At 35.6% G+C, this 15,111-nt stretch carries 15 protein-coding genes and 1 tRNA gene; 7 read left to right on the plus strand and 9 right to left on the minus strand.

All coding sequences use genetic code 11. The features are described 5' to 3' along the window. The first annotated feature begins 103 nt into the window (after nucleotides 1-103). From pyrH to Q0X66_RS02615, 6 genes are all read left to right on the plus strand, one after another. A complete protein-coding gene (pyrH, locus tag Q0X66_RS02590) occupies nucleotides 104-811 on the plus strand; it encodes a UMP kinase (protein WP_297702924.1) in 708 nt (235 codons plus the stop codon). A 39-nt stretch (nucleotides 812-850) separates the two neighbouring features. Continuing rightward, a complete protein-coding gene (frr, locus tag Q0X66_RS02595) occupies nucleotides 851-1,405 on the plus strand; it encodes a ribosome recycling factor (protein ID WP_297702925.1) in 555 nt (184 codons plus the stop codon). A 503-nt stretch (nucleotides 1,406-1,908) separates the two neighbouring features. Next, nucleotides 1,909-4,311, plus strand: a complete 2,403-nt coding sequence (locus tag Q0X66_RS02600) for an MMPL family transporter (protein ID WP_297702926.1) — start codon at nucleotides 1,909-1,911, stop codon at nucleotides 4,309-4,311. Between the two features lie 96 nt (nucleotides 4,312-4,407). Next, nucleotides 4,408-5,841: an asparagine--tRNA ligase gene (gene asnS, locus Q0X66_RS02605; RefSeq protein WP_297702927.1), complete on the plus strand. Its 1,434-nt coding sequence runs from the start codon at nucleotides 4,408-4,410 to the stop codon at nucleotides 5,839-5,841. 62 nt (nucleotides 5,842-5,903) lie between these two features. After that, the gene (rpoN, locus tag Q0X66_RS02610; RefSeq protein ID WP_297702928.1) at nucleotides 5,904-7,361 is read left to right on the plus strand and encodes an RNA polymerase factor sigma-54; all 1,458 of its coding nucleotides are present in this window, start codon (nucleotides 5,904-5,906) and stop codon (nucleotides 7,359-7,361) included. Continuing rightward, nucleotides 7,361-7,966 (plus strand): hypothetical protein, encoded by a 606-nt coding sequence (locus tag Q0X66_RS02615; protein WP_297702929.1) that lies wholly within the window; start codon nucleotides 7,361-7,363, stop codon nucleotides 7,964-7,966. The genes rpoN and Q0X66_RS02615 overlap by 1 nt, the downstream gene beginning before the upstream one ends. A 2-nt stretch (nucleotides 7,967-7,968) precedes the next feature. On the opposite strand, the gene Q0X66_RS02620 is transcribed toward Q0X66_RS02615, so the two are convergent. The 8 genes from Q0X66_RS02620 to Q0X66_RS02655 all read right to left on the minus strand — a co-directional run bounded on the left by Q0X66_RS02620 (nucleotide 7,969) and on the right by Q0X66_RS02655 (nucleotide 13,370). After that, nucleotides 7,969-8,652: a porin family protein gene (locus tag Q0X66_RS02620; RefSeq protein ID WP_297702930.1), complete on the minus strand. Its 684-nt coding sequence runs from the start codon at nucleotides 8,650-8,652 to the stop codon at nucleotides 7,969-7,971. Between the two features lie 106 nt (nucleotides 8,653-8,758). Next, on the minus strand, nucleotides 8,759-9,241 hold the full coding sequence (locus Q0X66_RS02625; RefSeq protein ID WP_297702931.1) for a biopolymer transporter ExbD: 483 nt from the start codon (nucleotides 9,239-9,241) through the stop codon (nucleotides 8,759-8,761). A 20-nt stretch (nucleotides 9,242-9,261) separates the two neighbouring features. Further along, nucleotides 9,262-9,870: a biopolymer transporter ExbD gene (locus Q0X66_RS02630; protein ID WP_297702932.1), complete on the minus strand. Its 609-nt coding sequence runs from the start codon at nucleotides 9,868-9,870 to the stop codon at nucleotides 9,262-9,264. A 12-nt stretch (nucleotides 9,871-9,882) separates the two neighbouring features. Beyond that, on the minus strand, nucleotides 9,883-10,326 hold the full coding sequence (locus tag Q0X66_RS02635; protein ID WP_297702933.1) for a hypothetical protein: 444 nt from the start codon (nucleotides 10,324-10,326) through the stop codon (nucleotides 9,883-9,885). 24 nt (nucleotides 10,327-10,350) lie between these two features. Then, entirely contained in the window at nucleotides 10,351-11,136 is a 786-nt protein-coding gene (locus Q0X66_RS02640; protein WP_297702934.1) for a MotA/TolQ/ExbB proton channel family protein, read from the minus strand. 216 nt (nucleotides 11,137-11,352) lie between these two features. Beyond that, nucleotides 11,353-11,440, minus strand: a tRNA-Ser gene (locus tag Q0X66_RS02645). A 69-nt stretch (nucleotides 11,441-11,509) separates the two neighbouring features. Continuing rightward, nucleotides 11,510-12,538 (minus strand): asparaginase, encoded by a 1,029-nt coding sequence (locus Q0X66_RS02650; protein ID WP_297702935.1) that lies wholly within the window; start codon nucleotides 12,536-12,538, stop codon nucleotides 11,510-11,512. A gap of 64 nt (nucleotides 12,539-12,602) precedes the next feature. Further along, nucleotides 12,603-13,370, minus strand: a complete 768-nt coding sequence (locus Q0X66_RS02655) for a TatD family hydrolase (RefSeq protein ID WP_297702936.1) — start codon at nucleotides 13,368-13,370, stop codon at nucleotides 12,603-12,605. Nucleotides 13,371-13,410: 40 nt separating this feature from the next. Between Q0X66_RS02655 and Q0X66_RS02660 the strand changes: the two genes are divergently transcribed. Further along, entirely contained in the window at nucleotides 13,411-13,857 is a 447-nt protein-coding gene (locus Q0X66_RS02660; RefSeq protein WP_297702937.1) for a retropepsin-like aspartic protease, read from the plus strand. 28 nt (nucleotides 13,858-13,885) lie between these two features. On the opposite strand, the gene odhB is transcribed toward Q0X66_RS02660, so the two are convergent. After that, nucleotides 13,886-15,109, minus strand: a complete 1,224-nt coding sequence (gene odhB, locus Q0X66_RS02665; RefSeq protein ID WP_297702938.1) for a 2-oxoglutarate dehydrogenase complex dihydrolipoyllysine-residue succinyltransferase — start codon at nucleotides 15,107-15,109, stop codon at nucleotides 13,886-13,888. Nucleotides 15,110-15,111 lie beyond the last annotated feature (2 nt).

Raw genomic sequence — 15,111 nt, forward strand, 5'->3', positions numbered from 1 at the left:
TAATGGTTATTAGGAAATAATTAAGATGAACATTAAACCTATGAACGAAGAGTTCTCATAAATATTTTTGACTATTTTTGTTTGCAAATCAGCTTAAGACAATATGTTATACAAACGAATACTTCTAAAACTCAGTGGTGAAGCACTAATGGGCAATAAGCAATACGGTATAGATGCGATGAGACTGGCTGCCTATGCAGAAGAGATTAAGGAAGTAGTAGAACTGGGCGTTGAAGTAGCAATTGTTATTGGAGGAGGAAATATCTTTAGAGGTCTGGCCGGGGCAAGTAACGGCATGGACAGGGTACAAGCGGATCATATGGGGATGCTGGCTACAGTCATCAACGGTCTGGCTTTACAGAGTGCTTTAGAACTCAATGGTGTACAAACAAGATTACAGTCTGCTATAAAAATCAACGAAGTTGCGGAACCTTTTATCAGAAGAAGGGCAATGCGACATCTGGAAAAAGGACGGGTAGTTATTTTTGGAGGTGGCACCGGAAACCCATATTTCACTACGGATTCTGCTGCAGTTTTAAGAGCGATTGAAGTTGAAGCCGACGTTATTTTAAAAGGAACCAGAGTTGATGGTATTTATACCAGTGATCCTGAAAAAGATAAAACTGCTACCAAATTTGATACTATTAGCTTTAATGATGTTCTTACCAAAGGTTTAAAAGTAATGGACACCACTGCTTTTACACTTAGTCAGGAAAACAATCTTCCAATTGTCGTTTTTGATATGAATAAAAAAGGGAATCTCATGAAAATAGTATCAGGTGAAAATATTGGAACGGTAGTAGATCTTTAGTATGGTATAGTTTGTGTAAATAAGTTATAAGAATTTATTATGGACGAAGATGTTAAATTTATTTTAGAGGCCACCAAAGAAAGTATGGACGGAGCCATATTACATTTGGAAAAGGCATTAGTTAAAATTAGAGCAGGGAGAGCTAACCCCTCGATGTTATCGACGATAATGGTGGAGTATTATGGCTCACAGACTCCCTTGTCACAGGTGTCAAATGTAAATACCCCTGATGCCCGAACACTATCTGTTCAACCGTGGGAGAAAAGTATGCTTTCCGAAATAGAAACGGCCATTACGAATGCCAACCTGGGTTTTAATCCCATGAATAATGGTGAGATGGTAATTATTAATGTTCCTCCCCTAACCGAGGAAAGGAGAATACAATTAGTAAAACAGGCGAAATCGGAAGCAGAAGATGCTAAAATAAGTGTTCGTAGCGCAAGACAAGAGGCTAATAAAGAAATAAAAGACCTGGGGATATCTGAAGATTTTGAAAAAAACGCGGAAATTGATATACAGGAAATGACCAACACTTACACAGAAAAAATAGACAGCATACTTCATGTAAAGGAAGCAGAGATTATGAAAGTCTAATTCTTGATTTTACCAAATGCATATCACACCATAACCGGTCATTGACCTTACGTTATTACCTAAGCTTTTAAGGAGGTTTAATTTATCCTCCAAAATAAATTGCAATAACTGCTGCAATAACGATAATTGCACAAATGACTATTAATACCCGGTATAGTATAATGGCAATTCTACTATAATTTTTCTCATCCGGCATAACATCATTCCTTTTAACCAATTTTACTTAATTGGAGTTTCGTTATTGGCTTTTTTACTTCTCCCTAATTTACATAAATTCTTAAGCAAATGGTACTTTGAGTTACATATGATTGTAATCGCTATTTTATAAAGCGTTTCTAGGTACAGTCCTCCTTGTTTTCTACCTTTGCCGCGATTAAAATACAATAGTAAATAAAGATTGTCCAAATTCATAATTCAATTGGGCATAAGTACCAGGCTTTCAAATGAAGCACATATAATTTAATTTATAGCTGTATTTAAAATCTGGATTCATAAATAACAGTATGGTTAGTAAGATTACAAGTGGATTTTGGTCAAAGGTTGGAAGAATTATTCTTAGAAATAGAATTCTTATCCTCTTTCTAATTGTTGCAGCTACTGTTCTCTTGGCGCTTCAATGGAAGAATATGAAATTTTCGACTTCTGAGGCTAATCTACTCCCTGATGATCACCCGCTGAATATTGCTTATGAAGATTTTCTTGATAAATTTGGTGAAGAGGGAAATACTATTGCCTTTGCTATTAAAGACAGTTTACTTTACGAAGTTGAAAATTTTAACAGATGGAACAGATTAAGTAAACAATTGGCTGCTTTTCCCGAGGTGGACTATGTTGTATCTGTAGATAATCTTAAGGAACTTATAAGGGACAAGGAAGAACAACAATTTATTCTACGCCCGTTAATTGAGCAGACTCCGCGCAATAATATTGAGGTGGACAGTCTAACTCAATTTATGTTCAATAATTTACCTTTTTATGATAACCTGTTATATAATAAAGAAACGGGAACGATAAGAACACTTGTCTATATGGACAAGGATATTGTAAACACTTCCGTTCGGAAAGATTTTATTCTAAAGGACCTTCATACACTCATTACCGATTTTGAAAAGGAAACCAAAATGGATGTTAGGGTATCCGGAATGCCCTATATACGAACAATGAACACTCAACATATCGTTGACGAAATAGGAATTTTCATTGCAGCGGCACTTCTTGTTACTTCCCTAATTTTCTTTTTCTTTTTCCGCAGTATACGTGCAACGTTAATTTCAATGTGTGTAGTACTAATTGGAGTAATGTGGGCCTTCGGGATCCTGGGATTATTGAAATATGAAATAACAGTTCTAACAGCATTGATTCCACCTCTCATAATAGTAATTGGGATTCCCAATTGTATTTTTCTGATCAATAAATATCAACAGGAAGTAAAAAAACATGGAAATCAGGCTTTATCCTTAAAAAGGGTAATATCAAAAATTGGTAATGCAACACTCATGACCAACGTTACAACCGCATGCGGTTTTGCAACTTTTATTATAACAGACAGTAAACTTTTGACCGAATTTGGTATAGTGGCTTCCATAAATATACTATGCATCTTTATGCTTTCCATACTTATTATACCAATCGTGTATAGTTTTATGTACCCTCCAAAAACAAAACATCTGAGACACCTCAATAAAAAATGGATAGATGCTTTTGTAAACTGGATGGTGTATATAGTTCGGGAAAAAAGGATAACTATTTATTCAATCTCTTTACTAGCATTAATAATTAGTATTATTGGGATTTATAAAATTAAAATTTCCGGGAATCTTGTTGAAGATATGCCTAAAAATATGGGGTTTTATAAAGACATTCAATTTTTTGATGCAGAGTTCAACGGAATCATGCCTATTGAAATTGTTATAGATACCAAAAGGAAAAAAGGAGTTCTAAAACCCGTGACTCTGAAAAAAATGAATGAGTTGGGGGAAATGATTGAAGAGACCCCTGAATTATCGAAACCCATATCCGTGGTTAATTTGGTAAAGTATTCCAAACAGGCTTTTTATAGCGGAATTCCTAAATATTATCAATTACCCACATCGCAGGAATACAATTTTATTATGGATGTGGCCCGAAAATCCCAGGGAAATGAGGGCTTAATTGAGAATTTTGTTGACAGTACTGGACAGGTTGCCAGGATGACCACTTTCATTAAAGACGTACCCACGGAAAGAATGGAGGAAATTGAAAAATCCATGCTAGATAAAATCAAGAAGATTTTTCCGGAAGATCGTTTTAATGTATATGTGACCGGTAAGGCATTGCTTTTTTTAAAAGGCACAAAATATCTGGTGAAGAATTTAGTGCTTTCTTTATCCCTTGCCATTCTTTTAATTGCTCTATTTATGGCCTATTTATTCCGTTCATTCAGAATGATTGTCATTTCTTTAATCCCAAATCTTTTACCCTTGGCAATAACCGCCGGGGTTATGGGCTTTGTAGGCGTTCCTATTAAACCTTCCACGATATTAGTTTTTAGTATTGCCTTCGGGATTTCAGTTGATGACACCATTCACTTTCTGGCGAAATACCGGCAAGAACTGTCTGCTAACAATTGGCGAATTCAAAAATCTGTTTATGCCGCCTTACGTGAGACAGGTGTTAGTATGTTCTATACTTCTATCGTTCTTTTCTTTGGCTTTTCGGTATTTACAATTTCAAGTTTTGGGGGAACTGTTGCTCTGGGTGCATTAGTATCCGCTACATTGCTCTTTGCTATGTTAGCCAATTTAATTTTGCTCCCTTCACTTCTTCTTTCATTAGAACGGAGTATCGCAAACAAAGAAGTCCTCAAAAAACCTATAATAGATATTCTTCCTAAAGAGGAGTTACCCGGAAGTAGATCGGAAGATTGAGTCGTTGATTTGCGACATGTATTTTATAAGCGCTTTAGAACCAAATGTTTTTACCAAAAAGTTATCTTTGCCATTCAAATTTAGAATTGATCTCGTATGAAATCATACAGTATAAATGAGCTAATTCAGTCTCCACCTTTAAAACAGGAGGTAGAAGTAAATGGATGGGTCAAAACATTTAGAAGCAATCGATTTATCGCTTTAAATGATGGCTCCACTATTAAAAATATCCAATGTGTTGTTGATTTTGAACAATTCAATGAAAACCTGCTAAAGAAAATTGCAACAGGTGCTGCTTTAAAAATAAAGGGTGTCTTAGTAGAAAGTCTGGGAAAAGGCCAAAACGTTGAGATACAAGCACAGGAAATCTTTGTTCATGGGGAGGCTGATCCGGATAGCTATCCTATTCAACCCAAAAGGCATTCAATGGAGTTTTTAAGGGAACAGGCCCATTTAAGGATACGCACAAATACATTTGCAGCCGTCATGCGTGTCAGATCTGCCCTCTCATTTGCAATCCATGCATATTTTCAAAAAAATGGATTTTATTATTTTCACGCCCCGATAATTACAGGTTCAGATGCAGAAGGGGCAGGTGAAATGTTCAGAGTTAGTACATTAGATCCTAAAACCCCGCCATTGACTGAAAATGGTGACGTAAATTATAAAGAAGATTTTTTTGGCAAGGAAACCAATCTAACGGTCTCAGGGCAGCTTGAAGCCGAAGCCTATGCCATGGGATTGGGTAAAGTATATACTTTTGGCCCTACTTTTCGGGCAGAAAATTCAAATACATCAAGACACCTTGCCGAATTTTGGATGATTGAACCTGAAATGGCATTTTATGATCTTAAGGATAATATGGATCTGGCAGAAGAATTTATTAAAAATATCATTTCTTATGTGTTAGAAAATTGTGAAGAGGATTTGGAATTCCTCGAAAAACGTCTTCTCGATGAAGAGAAAACAAAGCCTATGGCGGAACGTGGTGAAATGGCGCTAATAGATAGGCTGAAATTTGTAGTGGATAATGATTTTATAAGAATTACATATACTGAAGCAATTGAAATTTTAAGGAATAGCAAGCCAAACAAAAAGAAAAAATTTAAATATCAAATTGACGAATGGGGTGCAGATTTGCAAAGTGAACACGAGCGCTATTTAGTAGAAAAACACTTTAAATGCCCGGTTATTTTATTTGATTATCCTGCCAAAATAAAGGCGTTTTATATGCGTTTGAATGAAGACGGGAAAACAGTAAGAGCCATGGATATTCTATTCCCAGGAATAGGTGAGATTGCAGGAGGGTCTCAGCGTGAAGAACGACTTGACGTTTTAAAAGAAAAAATAGCCGCTCTAGGGATCGATGAAAAAGAACTTTGGTGGTATCTTGATCTAAGGAAATTTGGAACTGCCATTCACAGCGGATTTGGACTTGGCTTTGAGCGAATGGTACAATTCGCTACAGGAATGGGTAATATAAGAGATGTGATTCCTTTTCCAAGAACACCACAAAATGCGGAGTTTTAAGGCCTAAGTCTTTACATAATATTAATTCTTTAACTTTATAGATAGGAAAAGAATACAAGCTTATGCTAAAACAACACTTACAGTTTAAATTATCGCAAAAGCTATCTCCTCAACAAATTCAGTTGATGAAGCTAATTCAGCTTCCCACACAGGCATTTGAACAGCGTCTAAATCAGGAACTTGAGGAAAACCCGGCTTTAGAAAGTGGCAAGGAAGAAAAAAGTTCATTGGACGATGATTTTAGTGAAGACTATGAAGTGGAATCAGATAGTGAAAGCATAACAGCAGAAGATATTAATATTGATGACTATTTAAGCGACGATGAAGTGCCTGATTATCGAACGAGGGCTAATAATTATAGCCCGGATGATGATGAAAAGAGCATTCCTTATGCGGCCGGTATCTCTTTCAATCAATACCTAATTAATCAATTAAATACGGTATATCTTAATGACCTGGAATGGGCTATTGCCGAATTTTTAGTTGGCAGTGTTGATGAGAGTGGTTATATACGAAGACCTATAGCTGATATTGCAGACGATTTAGCATTTACCCAAAACATCTATTGCGAAGTAGAGGATATTGAAAGAGTATTAAAAATTGTCCAGGAATTGGATCCTCCTGGTGTTGCTGCAAGAACATTGGATGAGTGTCTCATTCTTCAGCTTAAACGTAAAGAGAGAACATCAAATATTGAATTAGCTATTAACATTCTGGATAAGTCCTTTGAGCAATTTACCAAAAAGCACTACAACAAATTGCTTCAGAAATATGATATAAATGAATCTGAGCTTAAAGAAGCTATATTAGAAATTGAAAAATTAAATCCTAAACCAGGTGGATCTTACGCCGGCAGTAATAAGGTTATTGAACATATTGTTCCCGATTTTTCTATTAAGATAATGGATGGAGAACTGGAATTGACCTTAAATGGAAGAAATGCTCCAGAACTTCATATTTCGAATGAGTATAGTAATATGTTAGCTGGTTATAAAAGTGCAAAGGATAAGTCCAAGTCACAAAAAGATGCTGTTATGTTCATAAAACAGAAGTTGGATTCTGCAAAGTGGTTTATCGATGCCATAAAGCAAAGGCAACAAACTCTCTATATCACTATGAATGCAATAATGCAATATCAAAAAGAGTTCTTTCTTAGCGGTGATGAACGCAAATTGCGACCAATGATCTTAAAAGATATTGCAGATACTATTCATATGGATGTATCTACAGTATCACGAGTTGCTAACAGCAAATATGTTGACACTCCCTATGGCACCAAATTAATTAAGGAATATTTCTCCGAATCAATGAAGAATGAAGAAGGGGAAGATGTCTCTACCAGGGAAATCAAGAGTATATTGGAAACTGTAATAAACGATGAAGAAAAGAAGAAACCACTCACAGATGATAAATTAGCTGCTTTGCTAAAAGATAAGGGATATCCCATTGCAAGGCGAACGGTAGCCAAGTATAGAGAACAATTAGGCATACCGGTTGCACGTCTTAGAAAACAGATTTAATGAGACTGTTTTTCAAGATAATTTCTCATTTATTCCATCCTATTTTTGTGCCTATTGCCGGCACCATTACTTATTTTGTTATAACCCCGAAATACAGCCCACTTGAACTTCAAAGTGGCAATGTATTGCCTATTTTCATACTTACTGTCATCATTCCCATTATTAGCTTTCTTATATTGAAAAACCTGGGAGTTGTAAGTTCAATTTTTTTACCGGGCATAAATGAACGTAAATATCCATTGATTATCGAAATTGCCTTATTACTAATGATAATAATAAAGGTAATTCCCAATAATTATATTCTTGAAGTGAATTTTTTCTTTGTTGGATTACTAAGCGCTACTATGGCGTGTCTTTTATTGATTTTTTTTAAATTTAAAACCAGTCTGCATATGGTGGGAATAGGTAGCTATCTCATGTTTTTAATAGCCCTGAGTATTCATTTTGAAATTAATATAATTATTGCCATAAGTCTTTTTACCTTGTTAACGGGAATCCTGGCTACGGCCAGGCTCTATCTAAACAGGCATAGCAGAGCTGAAGTTTTTATAGGTTTTCTAATTGGATTTGGGTCCCAATTATTAACTATCAAATTCTGGTTATAGCTTTATAAAATATAAAAGATAATTCCAATTCTTAAAGGTCGGAATTCAATTGAATCTCCCTCAATAGTAGTTACACCATCGTTAAACAAATTACTTAATGCATAATAAGCATGCACATTAAAGGTGCTATAGCCAAAGTTTAGCATAACACCATATCTGAAATTACGAATATCGGAGTTATTAAAAGAAATCTTTGTCTCATTGGAGACAAACTTGGATCTACTACCTACAACATAGCCCAATTTCATTCCGGCGTAAACTCTCCAAAATTTATAATCACTAGGTGTGGATGTGCGCCATCTGAATTCTATGGGCATTTCTATAACATGAGTATCTAATTTATTGCGCTTATAAGATACATCGGAATCAAGAACAGTATATTCGAGACCACTCTCGGTTTCATTAACAAACAAGTTCGTGTAATAGTTATTATATGCATAACCTAAACCTATACCTATTCCAAAATTCCTGCGGCTGTTTAAAGGAATATCCTTTATAAATCCGCCTTGTAATCCATAAGAAAAATTACCCTGAGTGACTCCATTAGGTTTATTCAGTATAAAGTTATACGTTATACCAAGATAAAATTGATCTTCCAGGTATTTAAGATCTTCGACTTCAGCATTCTCCTGCGCGCAAAGATTTATAGTGAAACCCAAAATTAAAAATAGTGTAAAGCGTTTCATAGGACTTTAAAGGTAAATAATAAACGAAACTAAGAGTATAAAAAAAGCGCTTCAAAATATATTTTGAAGCGCTTTTTACTATTATTTAAATATGAAAGTTAATTCTTTACTCCAAATTTCTAAAAGCATCACCCTCATAGGTAGTATAATTAACCTTTAGAGCGTTAACTTTTCTTAACTCCTGTTTAATATCTGCTATAAGACCCATGTTGGCACCTTTATCCACTTTAAGGGCAGTAGTTAGAACATTCTGTAATTCCTGCGATTTTTTAGCTCTTTCCTGCAAAATAAAATCTCCAACTTCTGAAACGTTTGCAAATTTATCGTTCAGTTGTATTTTTGGTTCAGTACCAAAAACCTTCTGATATTCCCGAGTGGGTTTACCCACATAGATGTACAATACTCTATCCTTTTTTTCCAACTTCTTCACCTCACTAGCATTTGGTAAGGTATTCATAACCATTAACGAGCTATCTTTCATTACGGTTACAGTCATAAAAAAGAACAATAGCATAAAAACAATATCAGGCAAGGAAGCCGTTGATACCGCGGGTAGATCCCCATCTTTTTTCTTATTAAATTTTGCCATAATTATAACTTAACTCAAGGTTAATTACTAGTTGATGTTTCTGCCTCGGATAATTTTTGAGGAAAGATTCCCTGTACTTTCTGAACCTTTTCTTTTAATTCATCCCTAATTCTCGCTGGTGTTTCAGGATTAAGAAATTCTGATTCCATTTCCGTAAAGTTTCTTCCGTAAAGACGTTGTGCTTCTCTATTTCGAAGGTCATTATAAGCACCTACCAACTCATTTTGTACTGTTATATAGGTGCCATACTTGGTTTCACGATCATTTTTTAGAGATATAATTGCTTTTAACGGGTTATCTGAAGAACTGGCATCTTTTTTACCCCTACAATAACTACAGCTACCATCACCTCCATTATCGAGAAATGCGATAGCTTTCGCTCTTAGATTTTTAAGTTCAAGCAACTCTTCTTCAACCAGCAACTGACCATTTTTATTGATATTAACCGTAAAAATATTCTTTTGCTTAATAACAACGTCTGTGTCTGGCGGCTCCATTGGCGGAAGCATCCTGTCTAATCCCGCATCTGTTTCAATAGTAGTAGTAACTAAGAAAAAGATAAGCAATAAGAAAGCAATATCTGCCATAGATCCTGCATTAACTTCTGGTGGTCCTCCTCTTCTGGGCATAGTTTAAATGTTTTATTTGTTAGTCATATTCTTAAATGCACCCATTACCATAGCTGCAATTGCTATTAGCACAAGTAGAAAAAACATATTGAGACCAGTCCCAATTCTTCTTATCGTAGATTCTGAAGTTTCAATACCCCTGCCGGCCATTTCTTCAATACTTACATCCGTACCACTAGCAAGAACATAAGAAATGAGAACAACCACTACAAACCCACCAATTACCATTAGGGTCTTTTTCAGGCTTTTCGGATTTGCAAATAAATTCTTAAGTGTGAAAACAAGACTTACGACTACTGCAAAACCCAATAGAAGGTAGGTGATAATGAACATAAAGTTCATCGCACCACTTCCTACCGCTTCTGAAGCCGGAACATCTCTTCCTGGCAGTTGATACCAAAGTATCGCAGATAACGCTCCTAAAACAACCAATACTATTTTAATAATTTTATTCATAATATTTATTATTTAGTGTGCGATTTATTTTTTGTTGTCTACCAACATATCGATCAAACTGATCGACGAATCTTCCATATCATTTACTATACTATCTATTTTAGCAATAATATAATTATAGAAAATCTGAAGAATAATAGCAGTTATAAGACCAAAAACCGTAGTTAATAAAGCTACCTGAATATCCCCTGCAATTAATGATGCACTAAGGTTACCAACAGCACTAATCTTTTGGAAGGCCTGGATCATACCAATAACCGTTCCCATGAATCCTAACATAGGTGCAATAGCTATAAATAAAGATAACCAGGAAACATTTTTCTCTAATTGTCCCATCTGAACACCACCATAGGCAACAACTGCTTTTTCAGCTGATTCAATACTCTCGTTTGCTCTGTCCAAGCCCTGGTAATAAATAGAAGCAACCGGTCCTTTTGTATTTCTGCATATCTCTTTTGCAGCTTCGATACCTCCTGATGCCAAAGCATCTTCAACTTGTTGTTTCAATTTTGTAGTATTCGTACTTGCCATATTCAAATAAATGATTCTTTCAATGGCAACAGCCAAACCTAAAATCAAACATAATAAAACAATCCCCATAAAACCAGCTCCACCTTGAATAAACTGCTCTTTTAAAACCTGGGTAAAACCTTTGGCCGATTCTTCTGCTGCTTCATCCTGAAGCATAATTGCAGCCGTGGCTACAGTTGAAGATAAATTAGAAACTATTGCGTTCGCTTTCGCGCTTACTGTATTTGTGCTTAGAACAAATAACCCGGCTATGGCCAGGATCGAGAATAATCTTTTCATTTCTTTCAAACTTAAATTTAGTTAGTTAATAGGGTTAAAGATAAAAAAAAAATACAATTAAAAAATTAAAAAAAAAAATACAATTAAAAAATTAAAACTTCATACTATTAAAAGGCTGATGCAATTGAATTTGTCAAATCCTTCATGTTAGGAACAAAAAAGCTGAATTTAACTTCTTTAAAATCCCGAAGTAAAATACTAATTTCTAGTTTATTGCAGAGAGGAAGGGATTCGAACCCTCGATACACTTTTGATGTATACACACTTTCCAGGCGTGCGCCTTCGACCACTCGGCCACCTCTCTATTCTGTAAATAACAGGGCGAGCAATTAACAAAAAAAAAATTGGTTTAAGAAACTTTACCCATTTAATTTTAAGTCAATTCTCCGCGTAATGACGTTTCAAAAATTGTTCTAAATGATTTATGCGAAACACCACTACCTAATAGATACATAAGTTTGGTAATTGCCGATTCGGTGGTGATATCACCTCCATCAATAAGTTGTAATTTCTTAAGCTCTTCACTCGTACTATATCTGCCCATAATTACTGAACCCCCTGAACACTGTGTTACATTGACAATATGCAGTCCATTATTTATAGCACCCTTTAAATCTGACAACAACCAATCATCGGTAGGCGCATTGCCTGCACCATAGGTCTCAAAAACCAACCCTTTTAAGTTAGGTATGTTCAATATTCCCTGTAGCAATTCCCGACTAAAACCTGGAAAAAGTTTAAAAATTGCAACATTGCTATCCATTATTTTATGGACTCTAAACTTTTTGTTTTTTTGATTTTTTAAAAGATAATTTTGATTGATCTTTAAATGAACACCTGATTCTGCCAGAGCAGGGAAGTTTAATGATGTGAATGCCTCAAAGTGCTCCGCATTAATTTTAGTAGTTCTGTTAGCACGGTATAATTTATATTCAAAATACAGACAAACCTCCTGTATTACCGCTTGGTTATTTTCTTGCAAGGCAGCTATTTGAATAGAAGTGATTAGATTTTCCTTTGCATCTGTACGAAGATCCCCAATTGGCAATTGTGAACCGGTAAAAATTACAGGTTTAGAAAGGTTTTCAAGCATATAACTCAAAGCAGATGAAGAATAACTCATGGTATCACTGCCCTGAAGTACAACAAAGCCATCATATCTGTCGTAATGCTTCTCAATTATAGTAGCTATAGAAACCCAATGTGAAGGGTTCATATTGGAAGAGTCTAATGGTTTTTTAAATGAAATACTCTCAATTTTACACTCTAACTGACTTAATTCAGGGATATTACTGACCAACTTATTAAAATCGAAAGCCCTTAAAGTTCCCGAAGGGTAGTCTTTAACCATTCCTATTGTGCCTCCGGTATAGATAAGTAAAATGCTAACTTTTTTGCTCATTTAGCAAAGTGATTTTTTATTTTGTATTATTCTAGAATAAATGCTTTAAAAACTAAAAAATGCACTATACCCCAAACACCTCTTTTGAATTCTGCGTCGTGATATTTGCAATCACCTTTTCATCCAAATCATAGATCAGTGAGAGTTTTTTTAATACCTGAAGTAAATATACACTTTCATTGCGTTTACCTCTATAGGGTACAGGGGCTAAATAAGGGCTGTCTGTTTCCAATACAATATGATTCAAGTCAATCTTGTTTAAAAACGTATCGATTTTTCCATTTTTAAAGGTAACTACCCCTCCTATTCCCAGCTTCATATTATAACTTAAAGCCCTTTTGGCTTGTTCTTCTGTACCAGTAAAACAATGAAATATTCCAAAAAGATCTTCTGCTTTTTCCTCCTCGAGCACCTCAAAAATTTCGTCAAAAGAATCTCTGCAATGAATTACTATAGGTAAGCCATACTTTTTAGCCAGGTGTATTTGGAATTTAAATGCCTCCTGCTGTTCATTTAAATAAGTCTTATCCCAATAGAGATCTATTCCTATCTCGCCTATAGCATAGAAATGCCTTTTTGATAACATAAGTTCAACATGTAAGAGCTCTTCTTTATAATTCTCCTTTACATGAGTTGGGTGTAATCCCATCATCAGAAATATGTTTTTGGGGTATTGCATTTCAAGATCCAACATTGATTTGGTATAGGAAGCATCAATAGACGGAATGAAAAAGCGTTCAATTCCGTGTTCAATGGCATTTCGTATAACCTTATCCCTATCCTCATCAAAGGCTTCACTATATAAATGGGTGTGTGTGTCTGTAATGATCATAGAGCAAAAATAGAATTATCTTTGTCAAAAAAAATATTAGATGCTCAATCTGAAAAAAGTTTTAAAGAATAAAGGATATTCTAAAATTCCCCTGATAATAAGCGGCACTAATCATTTAGAGATTAATGCCAGTATTAATGGTATTACCGGACGTTTTATTTTAGACACGGGAGCATCGAATACATGTGTGGGGGTTGATAAAGCCAGTTATTTTAAACTTGTTTCAAAAGACTCTAAAATCAAAGCAGCGGGGGCTGGTGCTACCGATATGGAAACCCTTGTTTCAACAAAAAATAAAATTGAAATTGGCAGTTGGAAAAAGCAAAAGCAAAAGATAGTTGTTTTTGACCTGGTTCATGTAAATGAAGCCCTCAAAGCACATAAGTGTCTTCCCGTTGACGGGATTATAGGGGCAGATATTCTAATAAAATGTAAGGCTGTGATTGATTATGCTTCCGGGAATTTATTTTTGAAAAATAAAAAATAACCTTTGCGACATTCTACTCGAAAAGCATCTACAACTCAAGCGCTTTTTCGGGAGATCCTTCCATCAATAATTCCACTGGGTTTTCCAAAGCCTCTTTTAAGGCAACCAGAAATCCAACAGATTCTTTACCATCAATAATTCGATGATCATAGGATAGTGCAACGTACATCATTGGCGCGATAACTATTGCTCCTTCCTTAACCACAGGTCGTTCTAGTATATTATGCATTCCGAGAATTCCGCTTTGCGGCGGATTTATTATTGGCGTTGATAACATTGAACCAAAAACCCCGCCATTAGAAATGGTAAAAGTACCTCCTGTCATTTCGTCAACAGTAATCTGTCCATCACGGGCTCTCAATGCAAGGCGTTTCACTTCTGCTTCTATACCTCTAAAAGTAAGGTTTTCGGCATTTCTTATAACAGGTACCATTAGACCTTTAGGCCCGGAAACGGCAATGCTTATATCGCAAAAATCAAAAGAGAGCATCTCTTTACCATCAATCATCGAATTTACAGAAGGGTACATCTCCAAAGCCCTTATCACTGCCTTGGTAAAAAACGACATAAATCCAAGACTTACATCATATTTATCTTTAAAAATTTCTTTGTATTGTTTTCTCAAAGCAAAAACTGCCGACATGTCTACTTCATTAAAAGTAGTAAGCATGGCTGTTTCGTTTTTAGCAGCTACCAGGCGTTCCGCCACTTTACGTCTTAGCATGGAAAGTTTAGTCCTGTGCTCACCACGACTTCCACCTGTAGGGCTACCCATTGAAGGCACAGATTTCACTGCATCTTCTTTGGTAATTCTACCTTCTTTGCCGGTTCCGTTCAAACTTGCAGGATCTATACCTTTCTCGTCAAGTATTTTCCTGGCAGCAGGTGAAGGTACTCCCTTAGCATAGGATTCTTTCTCAATTTCTTTCCTGGCAGGTTCTTTATGTTCAACTGTAACTTTAGTTTTATCAACCTTTTGTTCTTCGGTTTTTACAGCTCCATCTTTTGGCTTTTTAGCACTTGTATCTATAAGACAGACAACTGCTCCAACAGCTACAGCGTCACCTTCTTCTGCTTTCAAGGTAATTATACCGCTTTCTTCAGCCGGTAATTCCAGGGTCGCTTTGTCTGAATCTACCTCAGCAATTGCCTGGTCCTTCTCCACATAATCTCCATCACTAACCAGCCATTCTGCTATTTCAACTTCAGTAATGGATTCACCCGGAGATGGAACTTTCATTTCTAAAATCATGC

The organism is uncultured Eudoraea sp. (assembly GCF_947260015.1).
Taxonomy (GTDB): Bacteria; Bacteroidota; Bacteroidia; order Flavobacteriales; family Flavobacteriaceae; genus Eudoraea.

Excerpts from the sequence above, each read along its gene's own strand:
- pyrH (WP_297702924.1), top strand. The coding sequence starts at position 104 with ATGTTATACAAACGAATACTTCTAAAACTCAGTGGTGAAGCACTAATG.
- frr (WP_297702925.1), top strand. The coding sequence starts at position 851 with ATGGACGAAGATGTTAAATTTATTTTAGAGGCCACCAAAGAAAGTATG.
- Q0X66_RS02600 (WP_297702926.1), top strand. The coding sequence starts at position 1,909 with ATGGTTAGTAAGATTACAAGTGGATTTTGGTCAAAGGTTGGAAGAATT.
- asnS (WP_297702927.1), top strand. The coding sequence starts at position 4,408 with ATGAAATCATACAGTATAAATGAGCTAATTCAGTCTCCACCTTTAAAA.
- rpoN (WP_297702928.1), top strand. The coding sequence starts at position 5,904 with ATGCTAAAACAACACTTACAGTTTAAATTATCGCAAAAGCTATCTCCT.
- Q0X66_RS02615 (WP_297702929.1), top strand. The coding sequence starts at position 7,361 with ATGAGACTGTTTTTCAAGATAATTTCTCATTTATTCCATCCTATTTTT.
- Q0X66_RS02620 (WP_297702930.1), bottom strand. The coding sequence starts at position 8,652 with ATGAAACGCTTTACACTATTTTTAATTTTGGGTTTCACTATAAATCTT.
- Q0X66_RS02625 (WP_297702931.1), bottom strand. The coding sequence starts at position 9,241 with ATGGCAAAATTTAATAAGAAAAAAGATGGGGATCTACCCGCGGTATCA.
- Q0X66_RS02630 (WP_297702932.1), bottom strand. The coding sequence starts at position 9,870 with ATGCCCAGAAGAGGAGGACCACCAGAAGTTAATGCAGGATCTATGGCA.
- Q0X66_RS02635 (WP_297702933.1), bottom strand. The coding sequence starts at position 10,326 with ATGAATAAAATTATTAAAATAGTATTGGTTGTTTTAGGAGCGTTATCT.
- Q0X66_RS02640 (WP_297702934.1), bottom strand. The coding sequence starts at position 11,136 with ATGAAAAGATTATTCTCGATCCTGGCCATAGCCGGGTTATTTGTTCTA.
- Q0X66_RS02650 (WP_297702935.1), bottom strand. The coding sequence starts at position 12,538 with ATGAGCAAAAAAGTTAGCATTTTACTTATCTATACCGGAGGCACAATA.
- Q0X66_RS02655 (WP_297702936.1), bottom strand. The coding sequence starts at position 13,370 with ATGATCATTACAGACACACACACCCATTTATATAGTGAAGCCTTTGAT.
- Q0X66_RS02660 (WP_297702937.1), top strand. The coding sequence starts at position 13,411 with ATGCTCAATCTGAAAAAAGTTTTAAAGAATAAAGGATATTCTAAAATT.
- odhB (WP_297702938.1), bottom strand. The coding sequence starts at position 15,109 with ATGATTTTAGAAATGAAAGTTCCATCTCCGGGTGAATCCATTACTGAA.